17 protein-coding genes are annotated in these 16198 nt (G+C 32.7%); 11 read left to right on the forward strand and 6 right to left on the reverse strand.

All coding sequences use genetic code 11. The annotated features are described in order from the left end of the window. Positions 1–2: 2 nt before the first annotated feature. Both DMB65_RS17485 and DMB65_RS17490 read left to right on the forward strand, forming a co-directional pair. On the forward strand, positions 3–542 hold the full coding sequence (locus tag DMB65_RS17485; RefSeq protein WP_110307909.1) for a DUF420 domain-containing protein: 540 nt from the start codon (positions 3–5) through the stop codon (positions 540–542). Then, positions 535–831 (forward strand): hypothetical protein, encoded by a 297-nt coding sequence (locus DMB65_RS17490; protein ID WP_110307910.1) that lies wholly within the window; start codon positions 535–537, stop codon positions 829–831. Before DMB65_RS17485 ends, DMB65_RS17490 begins: the two co-directional genes overlap by 8 nt. A 21-nt stretch (positions 832–852) precedes the next feature. Here the strand turns inward: DMB65_RS17490 and DMB65_RS17495 are convergent, their stop codons facing one another. Beyond that, positions 853–2256, reverse strand: a complete 1404-nt coding sequence (locus tag DMB65_RS17495; protein WP_110307911.1) for a DUF4403 family protein — start codon at positions 2254–2256, stop codon at positions 853–855. 170 nt (positions 2257–2426) lie between these two features. On the opposite strand from DMB65_RS17495, the gene DMB65_RS17500 reads away from it, so the two are divergent. The 7 genes from DMB65_RS17500 (at position 2427) to tsaB (ending at position 10504) form a co-directional block, all read left to right on the forward strand. Continuing rightward, positions 2427–3128: an ABC transporter ATP-binding protein gene (locus DMB65_RS17500; protein WP_110307912.1), complete on the forward strand. Its 702-nt coding sequence runs from the start codon at positions 2427–2429 to the stop codon at positions 3126–3128. Beyond that, positions 3121–4365, forward strand: coding sequence for an ABC transporter permease (locus DMB65_RS17505; RefSeq protein WP_110307913.1), 1245 nt, complete (start codon positions 3121–3123; stop codon positions 4363–4365). Before DMB65_RS17500 ends, DMB65_RS17505 begins: the two co-directional genes overlap by 8 nt. A gap of 2 nt (positions 4366–4367) precedes the next feature. Continuing rightward, positions 4368–5633: an ABC transporter permease gene (locus tag DMB65_RS17510; protein WP_110307914.1), complete on the forward strand. Its 1266-nt coding sequence runs from the start codon at positions 4368–4370 to the stop codon at positions 5631–5633. 39 nt (positions 5634–5672) lie between these two features. Next, positions 5673–6794 (forward strand): efflux RND transporter periplasmic adaptor subunit, encoded by a 1122-nt coding sequence (locus DMB65_RS17515; protein WP_110307915.1) that lies wholly within the window; start codon positions 5673–5675, stop codon positions 6792–6794. An 84-nt stretch (positions 6795–6878) separates the two neighbouring features. Next, positions 6879–8255 (forward strand): TolC family protein, encoded by a 1377-nt coding sequence (locus DMB65_RS17520; protein WP_110307916.1) that lies wholly within the window; start codon positions 6879–6881, stop codon positions 8253–8255. Positions 8256–8261: 6 nt separating this feature from the next. Continuing rightward, positions 8262–9554, forward strand: coding sequence for an efflux RND transporter periplasmic adaptor subunit (locus DMB65_RS17525; protein WP_110307917.1), 1293 nt, complete (start codon positions 8262–8264; stop codon positions 9552–9554). Positions 9555–9835: 281 nt separating this feature from the next. Continuing rightward, positions 9836–10504, forward strand: coding sequence for a tRNA (adenosine(37)-N6)-threonylcarbamoyltransferase complex dimerization subunit type 1 TsaB (tsaB, locus tag DMB65_RS17530; RefSeq protein ID WP_110307918.1), 669 nt, complete (start codon positions 9836–9838; stop codon positions 10502–10504). A gap of 5 nt (positions 10505–10509) precedes the next feature. On the opposite strand, the gene DMB65_RS17535 is transcribed toward tsaB, so the two are convergent. Together DMB65_RS17535 and DMB65_RS17540 are read right to left on the reverse strand one after the other, a co-directional pair. After that, on the reverse strand, positions 10510–11337 hold the full coding sequence (locus tag DMB65_RS17535; protein ID WP_110307919.1) for a mechanosensitive ion channel family protein: 828 nt from the start codon (positions 11335–11337) through the stop codon (positions 10510–10512). A gap of 108 nt (positions 11338–11445) precedes the next feature. After that, positions 11446–12345, reverse strand: coding sequence for a NifU family protein (locus DMB65_RS17540; RefSeq protein WP_110307920.1), 900 nt, complete (start codon positions 12343–12345; stop codon positions 11446–11448). 135 nt (positions 12346–12480) lie between these two features. Between DMB65_RS17540 and DMB65_RS17545 the strand changes: the two genes are divergently transcribed. Together DMB65_RS17545 and DMB65_RS17550 are read left to right on the forward strand one after the other, a co-directional pair. Beyond that, positions 12481–13470 (forward strand): PorP/SprF family type IX secretion system membrane protein, encoded by a 990-nt coding sequence (locus DMB65_RS17545; RefSeq protein ID WP_110307967.1) that lies wholly within the window; start codon positions 12481–12483, stop codon positions 13468–13470. 12 nt (positions 13471–13482) lie between these two features. Then, positions 13483–14001: a gamma carbonic anhydrase family protein gene (locus DMB65_RS17550; RefSeq protein WP_110307921.1), complete on the forward strand. Its 519-nt coding sequence runs from the start codon at positions 13483–13485 to the stop codon at positions 13999–14001. Between the two features lies 1 nt (position 14002). Here the strand turns inward: DMB65_RS17550 and DMB65_RS17555 are convergent, their stop codons facing one another. The 3 genes from DMB65_RS17555 to DMB65_RS17565 all read right to left on the reverse strand — a co-directional run bounded on the left by DMB65_RS17555 (position 14003) and on the right by DMB65_RS17565 (position 16183). Next, positions 14003–14722 (reverse strand): LytR/AlgR family response regulator transcription factor, encoded by a 720-nt coding sequence (locus tag DMB65_RS17555; RefSeq protein WP_110307922.1) that lies wholly within the window; start codon positions 14720–14722, stop codon positions 14003–14005. A gap of 114 nt (positions 14723–14836) precedes the next feature. After that, positions 14837–15925, reverse strand: coding sequence for a sensor histidine kinase (locus DMB65_RS17560; RefSeq protein WP_110307923.1), 1089 nt, complete (start codon positions 15923–15925; stop codon positions 14837–14839). Further along, a complete protein-coding gene (locus DMB65_RS17565; protein WP_230470709.1) occupies positions 15926–16183 on the reverse strand; it encodes a DUF4907 domain-containing protein in 258 nt (85 codons plus the stop codon). Positions 16184–16198 lie beyond the last annotated feature (15 nt).

Here is a 16198-nt window from a genome sequence, read left to right on the forward strand (position 1 = left end):
AAATGGAAGATCATTCATTAGAAAAAAAGTACAACAAGTTTATTATTGCTGTTTCAATCGTTATTCCTGTTGTAGTGGCTATTTTATTTGGTGTCAAACTTAAAGATTTCGGTTACAATGTAGAACCATTTTCATTTTTACCTCCTATATACGCAACTATAAATGGTATTACTGCGGTAGTTTTGATTTTGGCAGTAATTGCTATTAAAAAAGGGAATCAGAAACTACATGAAAGGTTAATGACAACTGCCATTGTATTATCTGTTGCTTTTTTGGTAATGTATGTAGCGTATCATATGACGGCTGACTCAACTAAGTTTGGAGGGGAAGGAATCATTAAATATGTTTATTTCTTTATTTTAATAACCCATATTCTATTATCAATTGCGATTATCCCTTTAGTTTTAATTACATATGTTAGAGCTTTAGCACAGCGTTTTGACAGGCATAGTAAGATAGCCAGAATAACTTTTCCGCTTTGGTTGTATGTTGCTGTGACTGGTGTTGTGGTTTATTTAATGATTTCTCCTTATTATGCATAAAATAGAAAATAGAATAAACAATAAAGAAAATAGAATAGAAAATAGAATTCTGTTTGGGAGTTTATTCTCCAATAAATATTTCTATATTCTGTTCTCTATATTCTTTTCTCTTACTGCGAATGCTCAATGTGCGATGTGTCGTGCTGCTCTTTCTGGAGAATCAAACATTAAAAAAGCTGAGGCAGTAAATGATGGAATCGTTTATTTAATGGTAATTCCGTATTTGCTGGTTGCAATCATTGGAGTTTTGATTTACAGAATGTACAAATCAAAAAAGCAAGCCCAATAAATTTTTATTCGGCTTGCTTTTTTACTTCAATCCATCAACCGAAACATTTACAGTTCCGTTTATTTTGATAAATGCAATAATTGCCTGATTGGTTAATTGAATTCTGTCAAATTGAATATCTTCCATTTTTCCATTAATGAAAACACCAGGCATTGGGGAATAATTTTTAAGATAAGCGGTCATGTTTTTTTTGCCTTCTTCTAAATTAGGTTGTATCGAATATCTGCAGTTTTCTTCCATTTTTTTCAGTATATAACCTTGGGCAAGCCAGTTTGCTGTTCGTATTAATTTGCTTTTCGTATCTAAAACATAATCCAGTTTCTCAAAATAAATTTCTTTTGTTTTAGGATTATATTGAGGAAAACCGTTTAAATAAATAGTTCCGTTTACAGATCCCAATACATCGAGTGCAATAACCATTTTACCATCTTTATGCCAAATTTCAACGTTTTTCACAGTCACTTTTTTATTGCCGGAACCAAACTCCTGTCCAGCAAAATTTTTAGTCATGATTTTTGAAGCGTCAACATAACTTGATATTGCGGCAATATTAGCAGTTATCTGATTTGGAATCTTAGCAACTGGCTTCACAGTAATTTTGGAGGTGTTAAACTTAGATTCGGGTTGTTTGCCAATTATTGTTTCCATATTGCATTTCATTCCCATATTTAGCAAAAACAAATCATTTTTTAGTTTTGCATTTGTTGAATATATTTCTAAAGGAACAATTAGTAACCAGCTATCATAAGTGTCACTCATTTGAAAAGGAGTGCATATTTTTTCTAAAGCAGATAAAACATTTGGTTTGAAATCCGTTGATTTTTCAATTGCTTCGTCTATGCTTTTTTCAATTTTTGATTTAAAAATAGAGATTGCCGGATTTGCCAAATAAGTTATAGGTATGTTTTTTCCTAAAACGGTCATGGTTGGACTTTCGCTCCAGTCAAGAGATTTAAATTCTGTTTTTGTGTTGAGTTTCCAATTCGTTAAAGCAACTTCACTCAATAAAGTTATTATGCCATTTAAGTTAAACTCACGGGTGTCATAAAGTTCAATACCCAGTTTTTTAGTGCCAATTCTATATTTGATAGTTACTTTTAAAGGTAAAATTGTTTTTATTCTTTTATCTGCATTTGTTGGATCATTTTGAATTTTTATTGGAGCCTGCTTCCAGATGCTTATTTCAATGTCATCGTCTTCAATATTGTTATCTTCGTAAATCAATCCGTTTAAAAGAGTGTTTGTTTGGTTTTCAACATCTTTTAATTTTACAGTAATTGGCAAATTAATAAAAGATGGATTGCTGTCGTAAAGTAAAGGGCTGGCATCGTCCGGTTCGGGTTTTAGAGTTGCTAATTTTTGGGAAGTTGAGCAGCTGATTAGTGTTGCTATTGTAAAAGAAGCCAAAAAAGAAAAAAATTTCATTTGTACAGTTTTGCAACAAAATTAAGAAAACAATTATATTCTTTGAAAAAAGTGTAACAATTAGTGAATAATGTAGTCTTATTCTAAAAGTCAGATTAAATTTATTAACTTTTCGTTACCATAAAATACGTAATTAAAATGGTATTATTGTCTTAAAATTCATCGGTATTATGATTGAAATCAAAGATTTGCATAAATCCTATAAAATGGGTAGTTCGGAATTGCATGTATTAAAAGGAATAAATTTTAATATAGAAGAAGGAGAACTGGTAGCCATAATGGGGTCTTCTGGCTCAGGAAAATCTACGCTTCTTAATATTTTAGGGATTTTGGATGAAGCTGATTCAGGGAGTTATGTACTTGATAAAACCCCAATAAAGAAACTTAACGAAACGATAGCATCAAAATATAGGAATAAATTTCTGGGATTTGTTTTTCAGTCTTTCAATTTAATAAATTACAAGACAGCATTAGATAATGTTGCAATGCCTTTGTATTATCAAGGTATCAAGAGAAAGGAACGTTATGAAATTGCAATGAGATACCTTGAGAAAGTTGGTTTAGGGTCCCATTCACATCATTTGCCAAACGAACTTTCAGGGGGACAAAAACAACGTGTGGCCATTGCAAGGGCTTTGGCATCCAATCCTAAAGTTTTATTGGCCGATGAACCTACCGGAGCCTTAGATACTAAAACCTCTTATGAAGTCATGGAACTTATTCAGGGAATTAACGATGAAGGAAAAACAATTTTGATCGTTACTCACGAACCTGATATTGCAGCAATGTGCAAAAGAAATGTAGTCCTGAAAGACGGATTAATTATTGACGATAAAATAGTAGAACAAGTTAGAGCTTCATCTTATGTTTAATATTGAGCGTTGGCAGGAAATTTTTGAAGCAATCTCAAAAAACAGGTTAAGAACATTTCTTACAGGGGTTTCTGTGGCTTCAGGAATTTTTATTTTAGTGATTTTACTGGGCGCTGGAAAAGGACTTCAGAACGGAATTGAAAAGCAATTCGAGAATGATGCCGAAGGAATAATTGAAGTTTGGTCCAATGTAACGACTAAAGAATATAAAGGGTTAAATCCGGGAAGACAAATTCAGTTAAGAAATAGTGATTTTGAACTTCCTGTAAAAAAATATAACGACGAGATCAGTAAAAAATCATCTACGCGAAATACCTGGGGAGGAACTGTGACTTACGGAAAAGAATCAGGAAATTATCAATTTAGAGGTGTTAGTCCTGATTATTTAGACATTGAAAATGCAACGATTATTCAAGGACGATTTTTGAATAGTAATGATTTAAAAAGTAATGAAAAAGTTGTTGCAATTGGATTAAAAGTAAAACAAGATTTGTTTAAAGAGGAGGATGCAGTTGGGAAAATAATTTTGGTTAATGGTGTTAATTTCAAAATAATTGGTGTTTTTACAGATCCTTCCGGGGAAAGGGAAGAATCAAGGGTATACATGCCAATGACGACTAATCAGCGTGCGTATGGTGCCGGAGATAAAATTAGCGGAATGATGTTCGTTTTAAATAAAAAAACGAATTATGATGAAGCACTGGCGCAATCCAAAAAATTTACTGAGGGTGTAAAAGAGTTATTAAAGAGTAAAAATATTATTGCTCCTAATGATGATAGTGCGATAGGGGTTTATAATTCTGTAGAAGAAGCAAAGCAATTTTATGATTTAAACCTTTATATCAGGTTGTTCTTTTGGTGGGTTGGTATTTGTACCATTATCGCCGGTGTTGTTGGGGTAAGTAATATTATGCTCATTATTGTAAAAGAAAGAACAAAAGAAATTGGAATTAGAAAAGCATTGGGAGCGTCACCGTTTTCTATTATTTCTATGATTCTTCATGAATCAATTTTTATTACAACCATTGCCGGTTTTTCGGGGTTGATAGCAAGTTTGTTATTACTGGAATTTGTTGGGCCAATGGTGCAAAGTGAATATTTCAGAAATCCTGAAGTCGATTTTAGTGTGGCTTTAACAACACTTGTTTTGCTTGTATTTGCAGGGGCAATAGCTGGTTTTTTTCCGGCATACAGGGCTGCAAAAATAAAACCTATTGTAGCACTTAGAGACGAATAGTTATGTTTAAAAAAGATAATTGGGATGAGATTTTACAGGCTTTGACAGCCAATGTATTCAGGACAATCCTGACTGCATTTGGTGTGTTCTGGGGAATTTTTATTTTGGTAATATTACTTGCAGCAGGAAATGGTCTAGAAAATGGTGTTAAAAAAGGCTTTGACGGAATCGCTACAAACACCATGTTTATGTGGAGCCAAACCACATCAAAGGCCTATAAGGGTTTACCAAAAGTACGTCGATATGATTTTAGAAATAGCGATGTAGCATCTTTAAAAGAGGCTTTTCCGGATTTATTATATGTTTCACCCCGAAACCAATTGGGTGATTTTAACGGAACCAATAATGTGGTCCGGGGAACAAAAACGTCAGCATTTACCATTTACGGAGACTACCCTGAACTGATCAGGCAGCAGCCCATGGACATTATAAAAGGACGTTTTGTAAACCAACAGGATATTCTTGATCAAAGAAAAACAGCTGTTATTGGAAAAGGTGTTATCTCTGAACTTTACGGAAAAGAAGAGGAGGCTGTTGGTACGTATATAAAAATCAACGGCATTAATTTTATGGTTGTTGGTGTTTATAAATCTAAGCAACAGGGAGGAAATGCTGAACAGGAACAAAAAAATATCTTTATTCCTTTTACCACTTTTCAACAGGCTTTTAATTATGGTGATAAAGTAGGATGGATGGCACTTACGGCGAAAGATGAAACATCTATTACAGATTTAAAACCAAAAATTTTAGAGAAAATAAAAGCACTTCACTCTGTTAATCCTGCTGATGAAAGAGCGGTTGGTAATTTTGATTTGTATGAACAATTCAATAAAGTGCAAAGTCTTTTTAATATTTTAAAAATCATTGCTTATTTTGTAGGAACTTTGGTTTTGATTTCAGGTGTAATCGGTATTTCAAACATTATGCTTATTGTGGTGAAAGAACGTACAAAAGAAATTGGAATTCGAAGAGCTTTAGGTGCCACTCCTGCAGCTATCAGAGGACAGATTTTATCTGAGTCTATATTTTTGACCATCATTTCAGGTATGTTGGGCATCGCAGTTGCAACCGGAATTATTGCACTTTTAAATATGGCCTTAGATTCAATGCCACCAGATAGTAATACAATGTTTGCCAACCCAAGTGTGGATTTATCAGTAGTATTTGTGGCTTTATTAATATTGGTTGGTTCAGGGTTACTGGCAGGATTAATACCGGCACAGACTGCAATTAATGTAAAACCAATTGACGCTTTACGTACAGAATAAATTATCAGTCACAATATAATCGAATTAAACAAAATCAAAATGAAAAAAGGAGTAACTGTAACCATTTTAATCTTTATAGCTATCGTTTTCTTTGGCGCACTTTACTATCTGTATGCAAAGAATCAGGAGTCGCCCATTGTTTTTAAAACAGAAAAAGCTGAGATTAAAACAATTGTTAAAAACACTATTGCAACCGGAAATATTCAGCCAGATGAGGAGGTATTAATCAAACCAAACATTTCAGGTATTATTGAAACTGTTTACATCAAAGCAGGTGAAAGAATCAAAGCAGGTGATATGATTGCGAAAATTAAAGTTGTTGCTAATGTTTCAAACGTAAGCAGTACTCAAAATCAGGTTCAGACAGCTAAAATTGCTTTAGATAATCAGGAAAAAATCTATCAGAGACAAAAAACCTTATTTGAAAAAGATGTAATTTCTGCAAATGATTTTGATGCAGCTCAATTAGCTTATAAGCAGGCAAAACAAAACTATCAAGCTGCAAAACAAAGTCTGGATATCGTAAAAACAGGGACAACATCGTCATTAGGAAATTATGCAAATACACTCATTCGTTCAACAGTAAACGGAATGATATTAGACGTACCTGTAAAAGTAGGTAATCAGGTTATTGAAAGTAATAATTTTAACGAAGGAACTACAATAGCAAGTGTTGCGGATGTTGGAAGGATGATTTTTGTTGGAAAAATTGACGAATCAGAAGTTGGTAAGATAAAAGAAAAAATGCCAATTGAGATTACTGTGGGAGCTATTGAGAATAAAAAATTCAATGCAGTTCTAACATATATAGCCCCAAAAGGAGTAACTGAAAATGGTGCTATACAATTCGAAATTAAAGCTTCTTTAGAGAATAAAGATGCGACTTTTATAAGGGCTGGCTTAAGTGCGAATGCTTCTATTATTTTAGAAAAAGCAGACAAGGTTTTGGCAATCAAGGAATCATTGATTCAGTTTGATAAAAAAACAGAAAAACCTTATATTGAAATTGAAACTGCTCCTCAAAAGTTCCAGAGAAAGAATGTAACCTTAGGAGTAAGCGACGGAATTTACGTTCAGGTTAAAAGTGGTGTTAAGGCTTCGGATAAAATTAAAATCTGGAATCAGGGGCTTATTAATGAAGGAGAAGGTGAAAAGAAATAATTTGATTGTTTAAAGGAATTTTTGAGTTTATAAAATAGCTAAATTTGCATGGTGTTTTTTTGCTGTGCCTTCATTTCAAAATATATGAAAATAAATAAATATAATTGTCTTGTTTTACTTTTCGTGTTTGGATTATCAGCTCAGGCACAAACAAAACAATGGACACTAGAAGAATGTGTACGATATGCACTAGATAATAATATCACAATTAAACTATCGGAACTCGATGTTAAAAATGCTGCAATAGATAAAAAAGATGCTTTTGGAAATTATTTGCCTTCTGTAAGCGGAAATGCTCAGCACTCGTGGAATATTGGTCGAAATACTAATCCTATCACCAATGCTAATACTACAGAAACGACACAGTATACACAATTAGGAGTCAGTGCTGGTGTAGATATCTACAAAGGTTTGCAAAATCAAAATATATATAGGAGAACAAAGCTTTCTATTATAGCATCTCGATATCAATTACTTAAGATGCAGGAAGATGTCTCATTGAATGTAGCCAATGCGTTTTTGGAAATTCTTTTTAATAAAGAGAATTTAAAAGTAAGAAAAGAACAATTAGCGATTGATGAAAAACGTTTTACGCGTTCTGAAGAAATGGTTAACGCCGGAACCATACCCCGCGGAGATTTATTTGATTTAAAGGCTACAGTTGCAACTGACAAACAAAATATTATTGTTGCAGAAAATGCTTTGTTAATTTCTAAATTAAGTTTGGCTCAGTTGTTACAATTGAAAGATTTTACGGATTTTGATGTTATTGATGATACAAATGTTAAGGATGAAAATGGAATCTTATTGCAAAATCCAGTTGATATTTATAATAAGGCGAAAGAAATAAGAACAGATTTAAAAATAGCACAAACAAATCTGGAAATTGCTGAAAAAAACGTTGTCATTGCAAAAGGAGCCTATCAACCGACACTTTCAGGTTTTTATGGTTTTAATACAAGAGCAGGTTATAGTGATCAGGTTAAATTGGACGAAAATAACATTCCCTATACTACAGGTCCTGATCCAGTATTTAGACAATTTAGTGATAATAAAGGGCATAACTTTGGTTTCCAGTTAAATGTTCCAATTTTTAACGGTTTTTCAGTAAGAAATAATGTAGAGCGTAATAAAGTCACTTTAGAAAAATCTAAAATAGATTTAGAACAAAAAAGTTTAGATTTACAGCGTAATGTTTACACGGCTTTTACAGATGCAAAAGGGGCATTAAATGCTTACGAATCTTCGACTGTAACATTAGAGGCAAGACAACAGTCCTATAATTATGCAAAAGAAAAGTATGATGTAGGTTTAATGAACTCATTTGATTTTACACAGGCACAGACATTATTAACAAATGCACAATCAGATGTTATTAGAGCGAAATACGATTATATGTTCAAAATAAAGATACTTGAATTCTACTTTGGAATTCCGATTGTTCCAATTATTACAAAATAATTTATTATGTCAAAAAAAACAATTTATTTCCTGACTGGTAGTGCCTTAATCATTATTGTAGCCTTAGTAGCACTTTCAAAATCAGGAGTTATAGGAAATAAGGACGAAGGTAAAGAAGTAGAAATTTCAAAAGTAATGGCTTCTACAATTATTGAAACCGTTTCGGCTACAGGTAAAATTCAGCCTGAAATTGAGGTGAAAATTTCACCAGAAGTTTCAGGAGAAATCATTTTGTTGAATGTAAAAGAAGGCCAGGTTGTTAAAAAAGGAGATTTGTTAGTAAAGATAAATCCGGATCTATATACTTCCAGCTATAATCGTTCGGTTTCCAATTTATCGGGAACCAAGGCGGGTCTGACACAATCTGAAGCCAGTTTTAAAGAAGCAAAAGCAAATTATGAGCGAAATAAAACGCTGTACGATAAAGGCGTTATTTCAAAGTCAGACTGGGATAAGGCAATTGCTTCTTTTGAAGTCGCTAAAGCTACCAGACAAAGTTCTTACTATAATGTGCAAAGTGCCTCTGCATCGGTAAACGAAGCAAAAGACAATTTAGGACGTACGACTATATATTCTCCTGCAGACGGAACTATTTCGGTATTAAATGTAGAATTGGGAGAACGTGTATTAGGGACTCAGCAAATGGCCGGGACAGAACTTTTAAGAGTAGCAAATCTTAATAATATGGAGGTTGAAGTTGATGTAAATGAAAATGATATCGTTAAAATAAAAATCGGTGACGAAGCAAATGTTGAAGTTGATGCTTATCTGAAAAAGAAATTTAAAGGCGTTGTAACGAGTATTTCCAATTCTGCCAGCAGCACATTGACTTCAGATCAGGTTACTAATTTTAAAGTAAAAGTTCGTATTTTAAAAGAATCATATCAGGATTTACTGGAAGGTAAACCAAGTGCTTATTCGCCTTTCAGACCCGGAATGACAGCTACTGTAGATATAATTACGACAACTAAAACAAATGTTTTGGCAGTGCCAATTAGCTCTGTTGTGGTAAAATCAGATACTACAGCGGTTAAAGATTTTAAGGTTGAAGATCCGAACGAAGATAAAAAAGCAGCACCCAAAATGGATAAAAAATTCGAATGCGTTTTTGTAAAAGTGGGCGATAAAGCAAAAATCAGAATTATCAAAACCGGAATTCAGGATGATACCAATATCGAAGTAATGTCAGGATTGAAACCCGGAGATGTTGTTATTACCGGACCTTATACGACTGTTTCGAAAGAATTAAACTCGGGAGATAAAGTAAGACTTAAAAAGGCTGAAGTTCCAAAAAAATAAATTAATAGTATGATTTCACTATGCGGAAGTCCTCCCTTAGGTTTTATTCTGGCATTAATTACCGGACTCATAATAGCATTAGGCTTTCTTTTTATTAGTCATTATAAAGCCTATAATAGTCGATACTTCAAAGAAGAGTATGTTTATTTTCCTGTTACCAAGAAAGTGATACTCTATATTAGTTTTCTGGCTATTAATTTATGTATTTTGCCACTATTACTTTTAATATGTGTCATTCTTTTTTCTTGATTTATCGATAATAACAATTAAAATTAAACATTTTGTCTTTCATTCTCAATATCGAAACCGCTACTAAAAATTGTTCAGTATCCATTGCTAAAGATGGAAAAACGATTATTTGCAAAGAAATTGCTGAAGAAGGTTATTCGCATGCCGAAAAACTGCATGTTTTTATTGAAGAGGTAATTGCTGAATCCGGTATCTCTGTTCATGATTTAGTGGCTGTTGCGGTAAGTCAGGGACCCGGTTCTTATACGGGACTTCGAATTGGTATTTCAGCTGCAAAGGGGTTATGTTTTACTTTAAATATTCCACTGATCGCAATAGATACTTTACAAACTTTAGCATCTCAGGCCAAAGTTTCTGAAGGTAAAATAATTCCAATGCTGGATGCCAGAAGAATGGAGGTTTACAGCGCAATTTTTGGTGTCGACTTAGAAATTGAAAGACCAATCCTTGCAGAATTGATTGATGAAAATTCATTTAAAGAATTTACAGAAACACTATATTTTGTTGGCGATTGTGCAGAGAAATGCAGACAAGTACTGACGAAAGAAAATTTTGTGTTTTTAGAGGATATAAAATATCCTTCAGCCGCTGCAATGAGTAAGATCAGTTATGATAAATATCAAATAAGCGACACTGTTGATGTCGCTTATTTTGAACCGTATTATTTAAAAGATTTTATGATTACTGCTTCAAAAAAATGAGAAAATCATGAATTTTTTTTACTTAGTTCCTGCAGGTAAGGCTGAATTCTGATGCCTTCTTTGTCGAAAGCGATTTTACAGTTTTCTAATGTTTCTGAACTAACCTCTCCGAAGTCAGTATTATTAGCCCAGGGCCTAACAGCAAAGATGACAGCACTATCAGTTAAGCTTTGCACAAAAACAGCAGGAGCCGGATTTTTTAAGACCTTTGGGTTGTCATTTAAAATTTTAAGTAAAATTTCTTTCGCTTTTTTTAAATCCGTATCATAAGAAACGGCAAAAGAAAAATCGGCTCTTCTTTGTCCCTGCATAGAGTAATTCATAATATTACCATTAGATAATGCTCCATTGGGTACAAAGACGGTCTGGTTATTTGCGGTCAGAATTTTTGTTACAAAAATTTGAATTTCGCTTACAGTCCCAGTAACGCCCTGAGCTTCAATTGTATCTCCTAGTTTAAAAGGCTTAAAAAGAATGATTAACATTCCGCCGGCAAAATTAGAAAGCGAACCTTGTAGTGATAACCCGACAGCGAGTCCCATAGCTCCTAAAATAGCCACAAAAGACGAAGTTTCGATACCTAATTTTGAAATAAAGGTTACAAATAATAAAACCCGTAAAGCCCAAAGTAAAAAATCTGCCAGGAATTTTGTCAGTGTAGGATCCAAATTTCTTTTAAGCATTATTTTTCGAATAACTCTGTTGACGAGTCTGATAGCATATAACCCGAAAAATAAAATAAGTATTGCCGAGATTAATTTAGGAGAATAATCAATTAAAATATTGATGAATTTTGTTGCGTAATTCGTGATTTCATTTGGGTTGACTTCCATTTTTTCTGATAAAAAAACCTTCTCATTGAGAAGGTTATGAATTAATGATGCAAATATAGAAACATTTATTTTTATATGGAAAGTTTGTGATGTTATTGTAGTGTTAGTTTAAGCATTCAAAGCCTCAACAGTAATTTGCTCGTCATTAAGCATACTTTTCAGCATGTTTTCAATACCGCTTTTCAAAGTAAAAGTAGATGAAGGACAACCACTGCAGGCTCCCTGCAAAATTACTTTTACAACCTTGTTGTCTTCATTATAAGAATCAAAAGCAATGTTTCCGCCATCAGCAGCAACAGCAGGCTTTACATATTCTTCGAGTATGTTGATGATTTGTTGTGATGTTACATCTAACTTTTCAAAAGCGTCATCTTTAGAGACATCATTTTTATTGACAGTCTCAATTAAGCTTTCATCTAGGACAGTCCCGCCATTTTCAATATATTGTTTGATAAAAGTCCTGATTTCCAAGGTGATTTCCTGCCAGTCATTAATGTCGTATTTAGTGACAGAAATGTAATTTTCATCAATAAAAATTTCTTTGACATAGGGAAACTTGAATAACTCTTTTGCTAATGGAGAGGAAGCGGTCTGATCAATATTTTTGTATTCGACAGCATTTTTAGTCAACATTCTGCTTACCACAAATTTTAAAGCAGCCGGATTAGGTGTTGTTTCTCCGTAAACAGTAATAGGTTGTTTTTTAGGCTTGTTTTCATCAATATTTATGATAACACCGCCATTATTTACAAAAGTTTCAATTTGTTCAGCAACGGCATCCTGAACATTTTCCCATTCTACAATACTGAATCTTTCAACGGCAATAAAATTTCCTGAAATATAAACTGTTTTTACAAAAGGAAGGTAGAATAATTGTTGTGCCAATGGTGATGATTTTGCTTCATCGATATTTTTGAATTCAAAATTTTGATTTTGAGTAATGAAATCATCAAACTCGAATTTTATGATCGTCGGATTTTGAGTTTCTTTTATAGTGATTTTTACCATGTCTGTATATTTTTTGTAAATTTAATAAAGTTATTTTCTACTAATGGCTATATTTGGTATTTTAATAAAACAATTAAGATTCTTTTTGTAATCAGTCTTGTTAAAATCTATAGGCATCTAAATATGTTTACTTACATGAAATTGAAAATCAGGATCTTATTAATTTGTATAGTCACTTCACTTTATTCCTATTCGCAAGAAGGAATTCCTGTGTATTCTGATTATTTATCGGATAATTATTATTTGATTCATCCTTCGATGGCTGGGGCTGCGAATTGTGCCAAGATAAGGCTGACAGCCCGAAAGCAATGGTTTGGACAGGACGATGCGCCTTCTTTACAAACCTTAAGTTTCAACGGAAGAATAGGTGAAAGATCAGGGGCTGGTATTATTGTTTTTAATGATAAAAACGGTTATCATTCGCAAAAAGGGGTAAAACTTACTTATGCACATCATATTATGTTTTCAAGAAACGAACTGGATTTAAACCAGCTTTCTTTTGGTATAAGCGGAGGTGTAATTCAAAGTCAGTTGGATGAAACCTCTTTTGGAGGAACTTTCGATCCAATCGTTTTCGGATCAGTTCAATCAGATTCGTACTTTAATGTTGATGTAGGTGCTTCATATAATTTTTTGAATTTTTATGCTCATGCAACTGTTCAGGGACTGATTGAAACCAGAAGAAAATTATATACGGATTATGAGAGCGATAATTTGAGAAAATTTCTTTTGAGCGCAGGATATGTTTTTGGAAAGTCAGAAAATATTACATGGGAACCTTCGATTTTATTTCAGTATTTTGATAAAACGAAAGAAAAGTCGGTTGACCTGAATTTAAAAGCTTATAAAAACATGGATTTCGGTAGTTTATGGGCGGCATTGTCTTACAGAAGAAGTTTTGATGGGGCAAGATATAATGCAGGAAGTGGAGTAAGTAATCAAAAATTGCAGTATATAACACCAATTATTGGACTTAATTATAAAAAATTCATGTTTGCCTATACTTATACAAACGTTACAGGAGATGTGAAATTTGATACAGGAGGATATCACCAAATTACCCTGGGGATTAACTTGTTTTGTACCAGAGAACGTTATGATTGTAAATGTCCTGCCGTTAATTAAATTTAGAATATCATGTTAATAAAAGCTGTAAACGGGAAATCTCCTTTAATTCCTGATGATTGTTATGTTGCTGAAAATGCTACTATTGTTGGAGATGTAACATTTGGTGATTCATGCAGTGTCTGGTTTAATGCAGTGATTCGCGGGGATGTCAATTTTATTAAAATAGGAAATAAAGTCAATATTCAGGATGGTGCCATTGTTCATTGTACTTATCAAAAGCATCCTACAATTATTGGCAATAACGTTTCGATAGGACATAATGCTATTGTTCATGGTTGTACTATTCATGATAATGTATTGATTGGAATGGGCGCTATCGTAATGGATAATTGTGTTGTCGAAAGCAATTCAATTATCGCAGCCGGGGCAGTTTTAACTCAAAACACAGTGGTAAGCTCAGGAAGTATCTACGCAGGTGTTCCAGCCAAAAAGGTAAAAGATATTGATCAGTCAGATTTTGCTGGTGAAATTGAACGTATTTCTAATAATTACGTAATGTATTCAGGCTGGTTCAAAAAGGAAAAATAGATTATAAATTGATTCTTTCGAAAAAAGCATTTTTATAGCTTTCACTGATCGGAATTCGTTTGTCACTAATCAAAACCTTATTTTTTTGTATTGATTTGACATGTTTGATGTTGATGATATAGGATCTGTGAATTCTCGAGAATCCTTTGCTGAAAAGTAAATTTTCTAATTTTATCAGGCTAATCAGTGTCAGGGTAAATTTATTATCAGTAGTGTAAATTTTCACGTAATCTTTTAAGCCTTCGATAAATAAAATATCTGCAAAATTCATTTTCACGTTTTCATATTCAGCCCTTACAAACATAAAATCCTGCTCTAGTTCAGGAAAAGTTGTGCTTTCAGAAATAGTCTGAACGGCAGCGGCTGTCGGAATTAAAATTTGCTGGGCTCTTACTACCGATTTTAGAAACCGGTGAAAAGGAATTGGTTTGACCAAATAATCTACTGCACCAAGATTAAAACCTTCGACAGCATAATCAGAATAGGCTGTGGTAAAAATAATTAAAGGTTTTTTTTCGATCGTATTTAAAAATTCAATCCCTGAAAAATGAGGCATTTGGATATCAAGGAAAATTAAATCCACATTATTTTGATTAATAAAAGATACTGCATCGATAGCATTGTTGAAAGTGGTAATTAATTCTAATGATTCAACTTTGCTAACAAAATCTTTTAGCAAATCTACTGCTAAAGGTTCATCATCTATAATTACGCATTTCATCTTTTTAGATTTAAATTTTAATAAATTGGTCAGGTCAAAAGTAGCTTTAAACGAAAGACTTACATTTTAAAATTTAGTTAAAATATTGATTTAGTCTATTTGTTTAATACTGTTTTAATGAATGTCAGTTTGAATTTTATCTAATTTCAAGTTCAGGTGTACACGATAGTACTGGTTGTCTTGTTTTATAGTCAATTCATGTGCATTCGGGTATAATAAATCGAGTCTGTTTTGAATGTTTGCTAATCCGATGCCTGAATTTTCGGGATCTTTTACATAGTTCTCGATGGCATTTTCTATCCAGAAATCGAGATTATTCTCCAGGATGAAAATTTTAATTTTTACGTGAGCAGCTCCTTTATAATCTGTTCCGTATTTAAAAGCATTTTCAATAAACGAAATTAATAACAAAGGTTCGATGAATTTATTTTTAGTATTTCCGTGAACGTTTATAACGATGTCTTCAATATTGTTAAGCCTTAGTTTTTGTAATTCAATATAATTCTGAATATAATTGATTTCTTTTTCTAAAGCCACCGTTTTATTATCCGTTTCATACAGCATATACCGCATTAATTCAGATAATGTCACGATGGCATCAGGGACCAAATCAGATTTTTTGTGAGCCAGAGAATAGATGCTGTTAAGAGAATTAAATAAAAAATGGGGATTAGTCTGTTTTCGTAAATAATTCAATTCTGTATTTGTTCTATGTGTTTCGGCTTTTAATTTATTTTGTTGATTTTGATAAAATTCGGTTAAGGTTCTAATAATAGTACTAATTGCTGTAATAAGAAGATAGAAAAAAGAAGGGCCTATTTTAAAAAAAAGGGGCGGTTTATGCATACGGGCTTTCATTCTTCCTTCTTTAAAAAGCATCTTTGCTTCCTCGGGATTCATCCTTGGAGGCATTATATCGGTCATAAAATAATTAATTCTGATGAACATAAAAAATGAAATAAGCCCCAGAATAAAAGTAAAATAGAGCCAGTATTTTTTTTCTAAAAGTAAAGTAGGTACCAGATAAAAATAATTCAGATAAAACAAAATAATTCCTGTTCCCCATTGTACATAGAAATCATTGTTGATTCTAAAGGGACTTTCATAAAATTGAATCAAGGATGTCAATATAAAGAAAGTCCAAATAGTGATATGAAATAGAATTTTATTTGAATTTGTATTTTTAAGGGTACCGATATTCATTTACAGTTTTATTTTTAATAAAATTAAATCATTTTTGGTTACCGATGGAGACGTATTATGTTTGAGTTTTTTTATAACCAAATCAGCAACTTTTAAGGCATCACCTTCTGAGTTAAAACTTTTGGTATCACTAATAACAGGTATTATAGTTTGTCTGATTACAATTTTATTATCGTATAAAATTGTATAGCCCCACCCAGATGCTGTTTTGATAGATTGAGCCTGGAGTTTTTCTTTTTTTGAACAGGCTGTCAGCAAAAGCAAAAATAAAAT

The sequence above is a fragment of the Flavobacterium cheongpyeongense genome, from assembly GCF_003202435.1.
Taxonomy (GTDB): domain Bacteria; phylum Bacteroidota; class Bacteroidia; order Flavobacteriales; family Flavobacteriaceae; genus Flavobacterium; species Flavobacterium cheongpyeongense.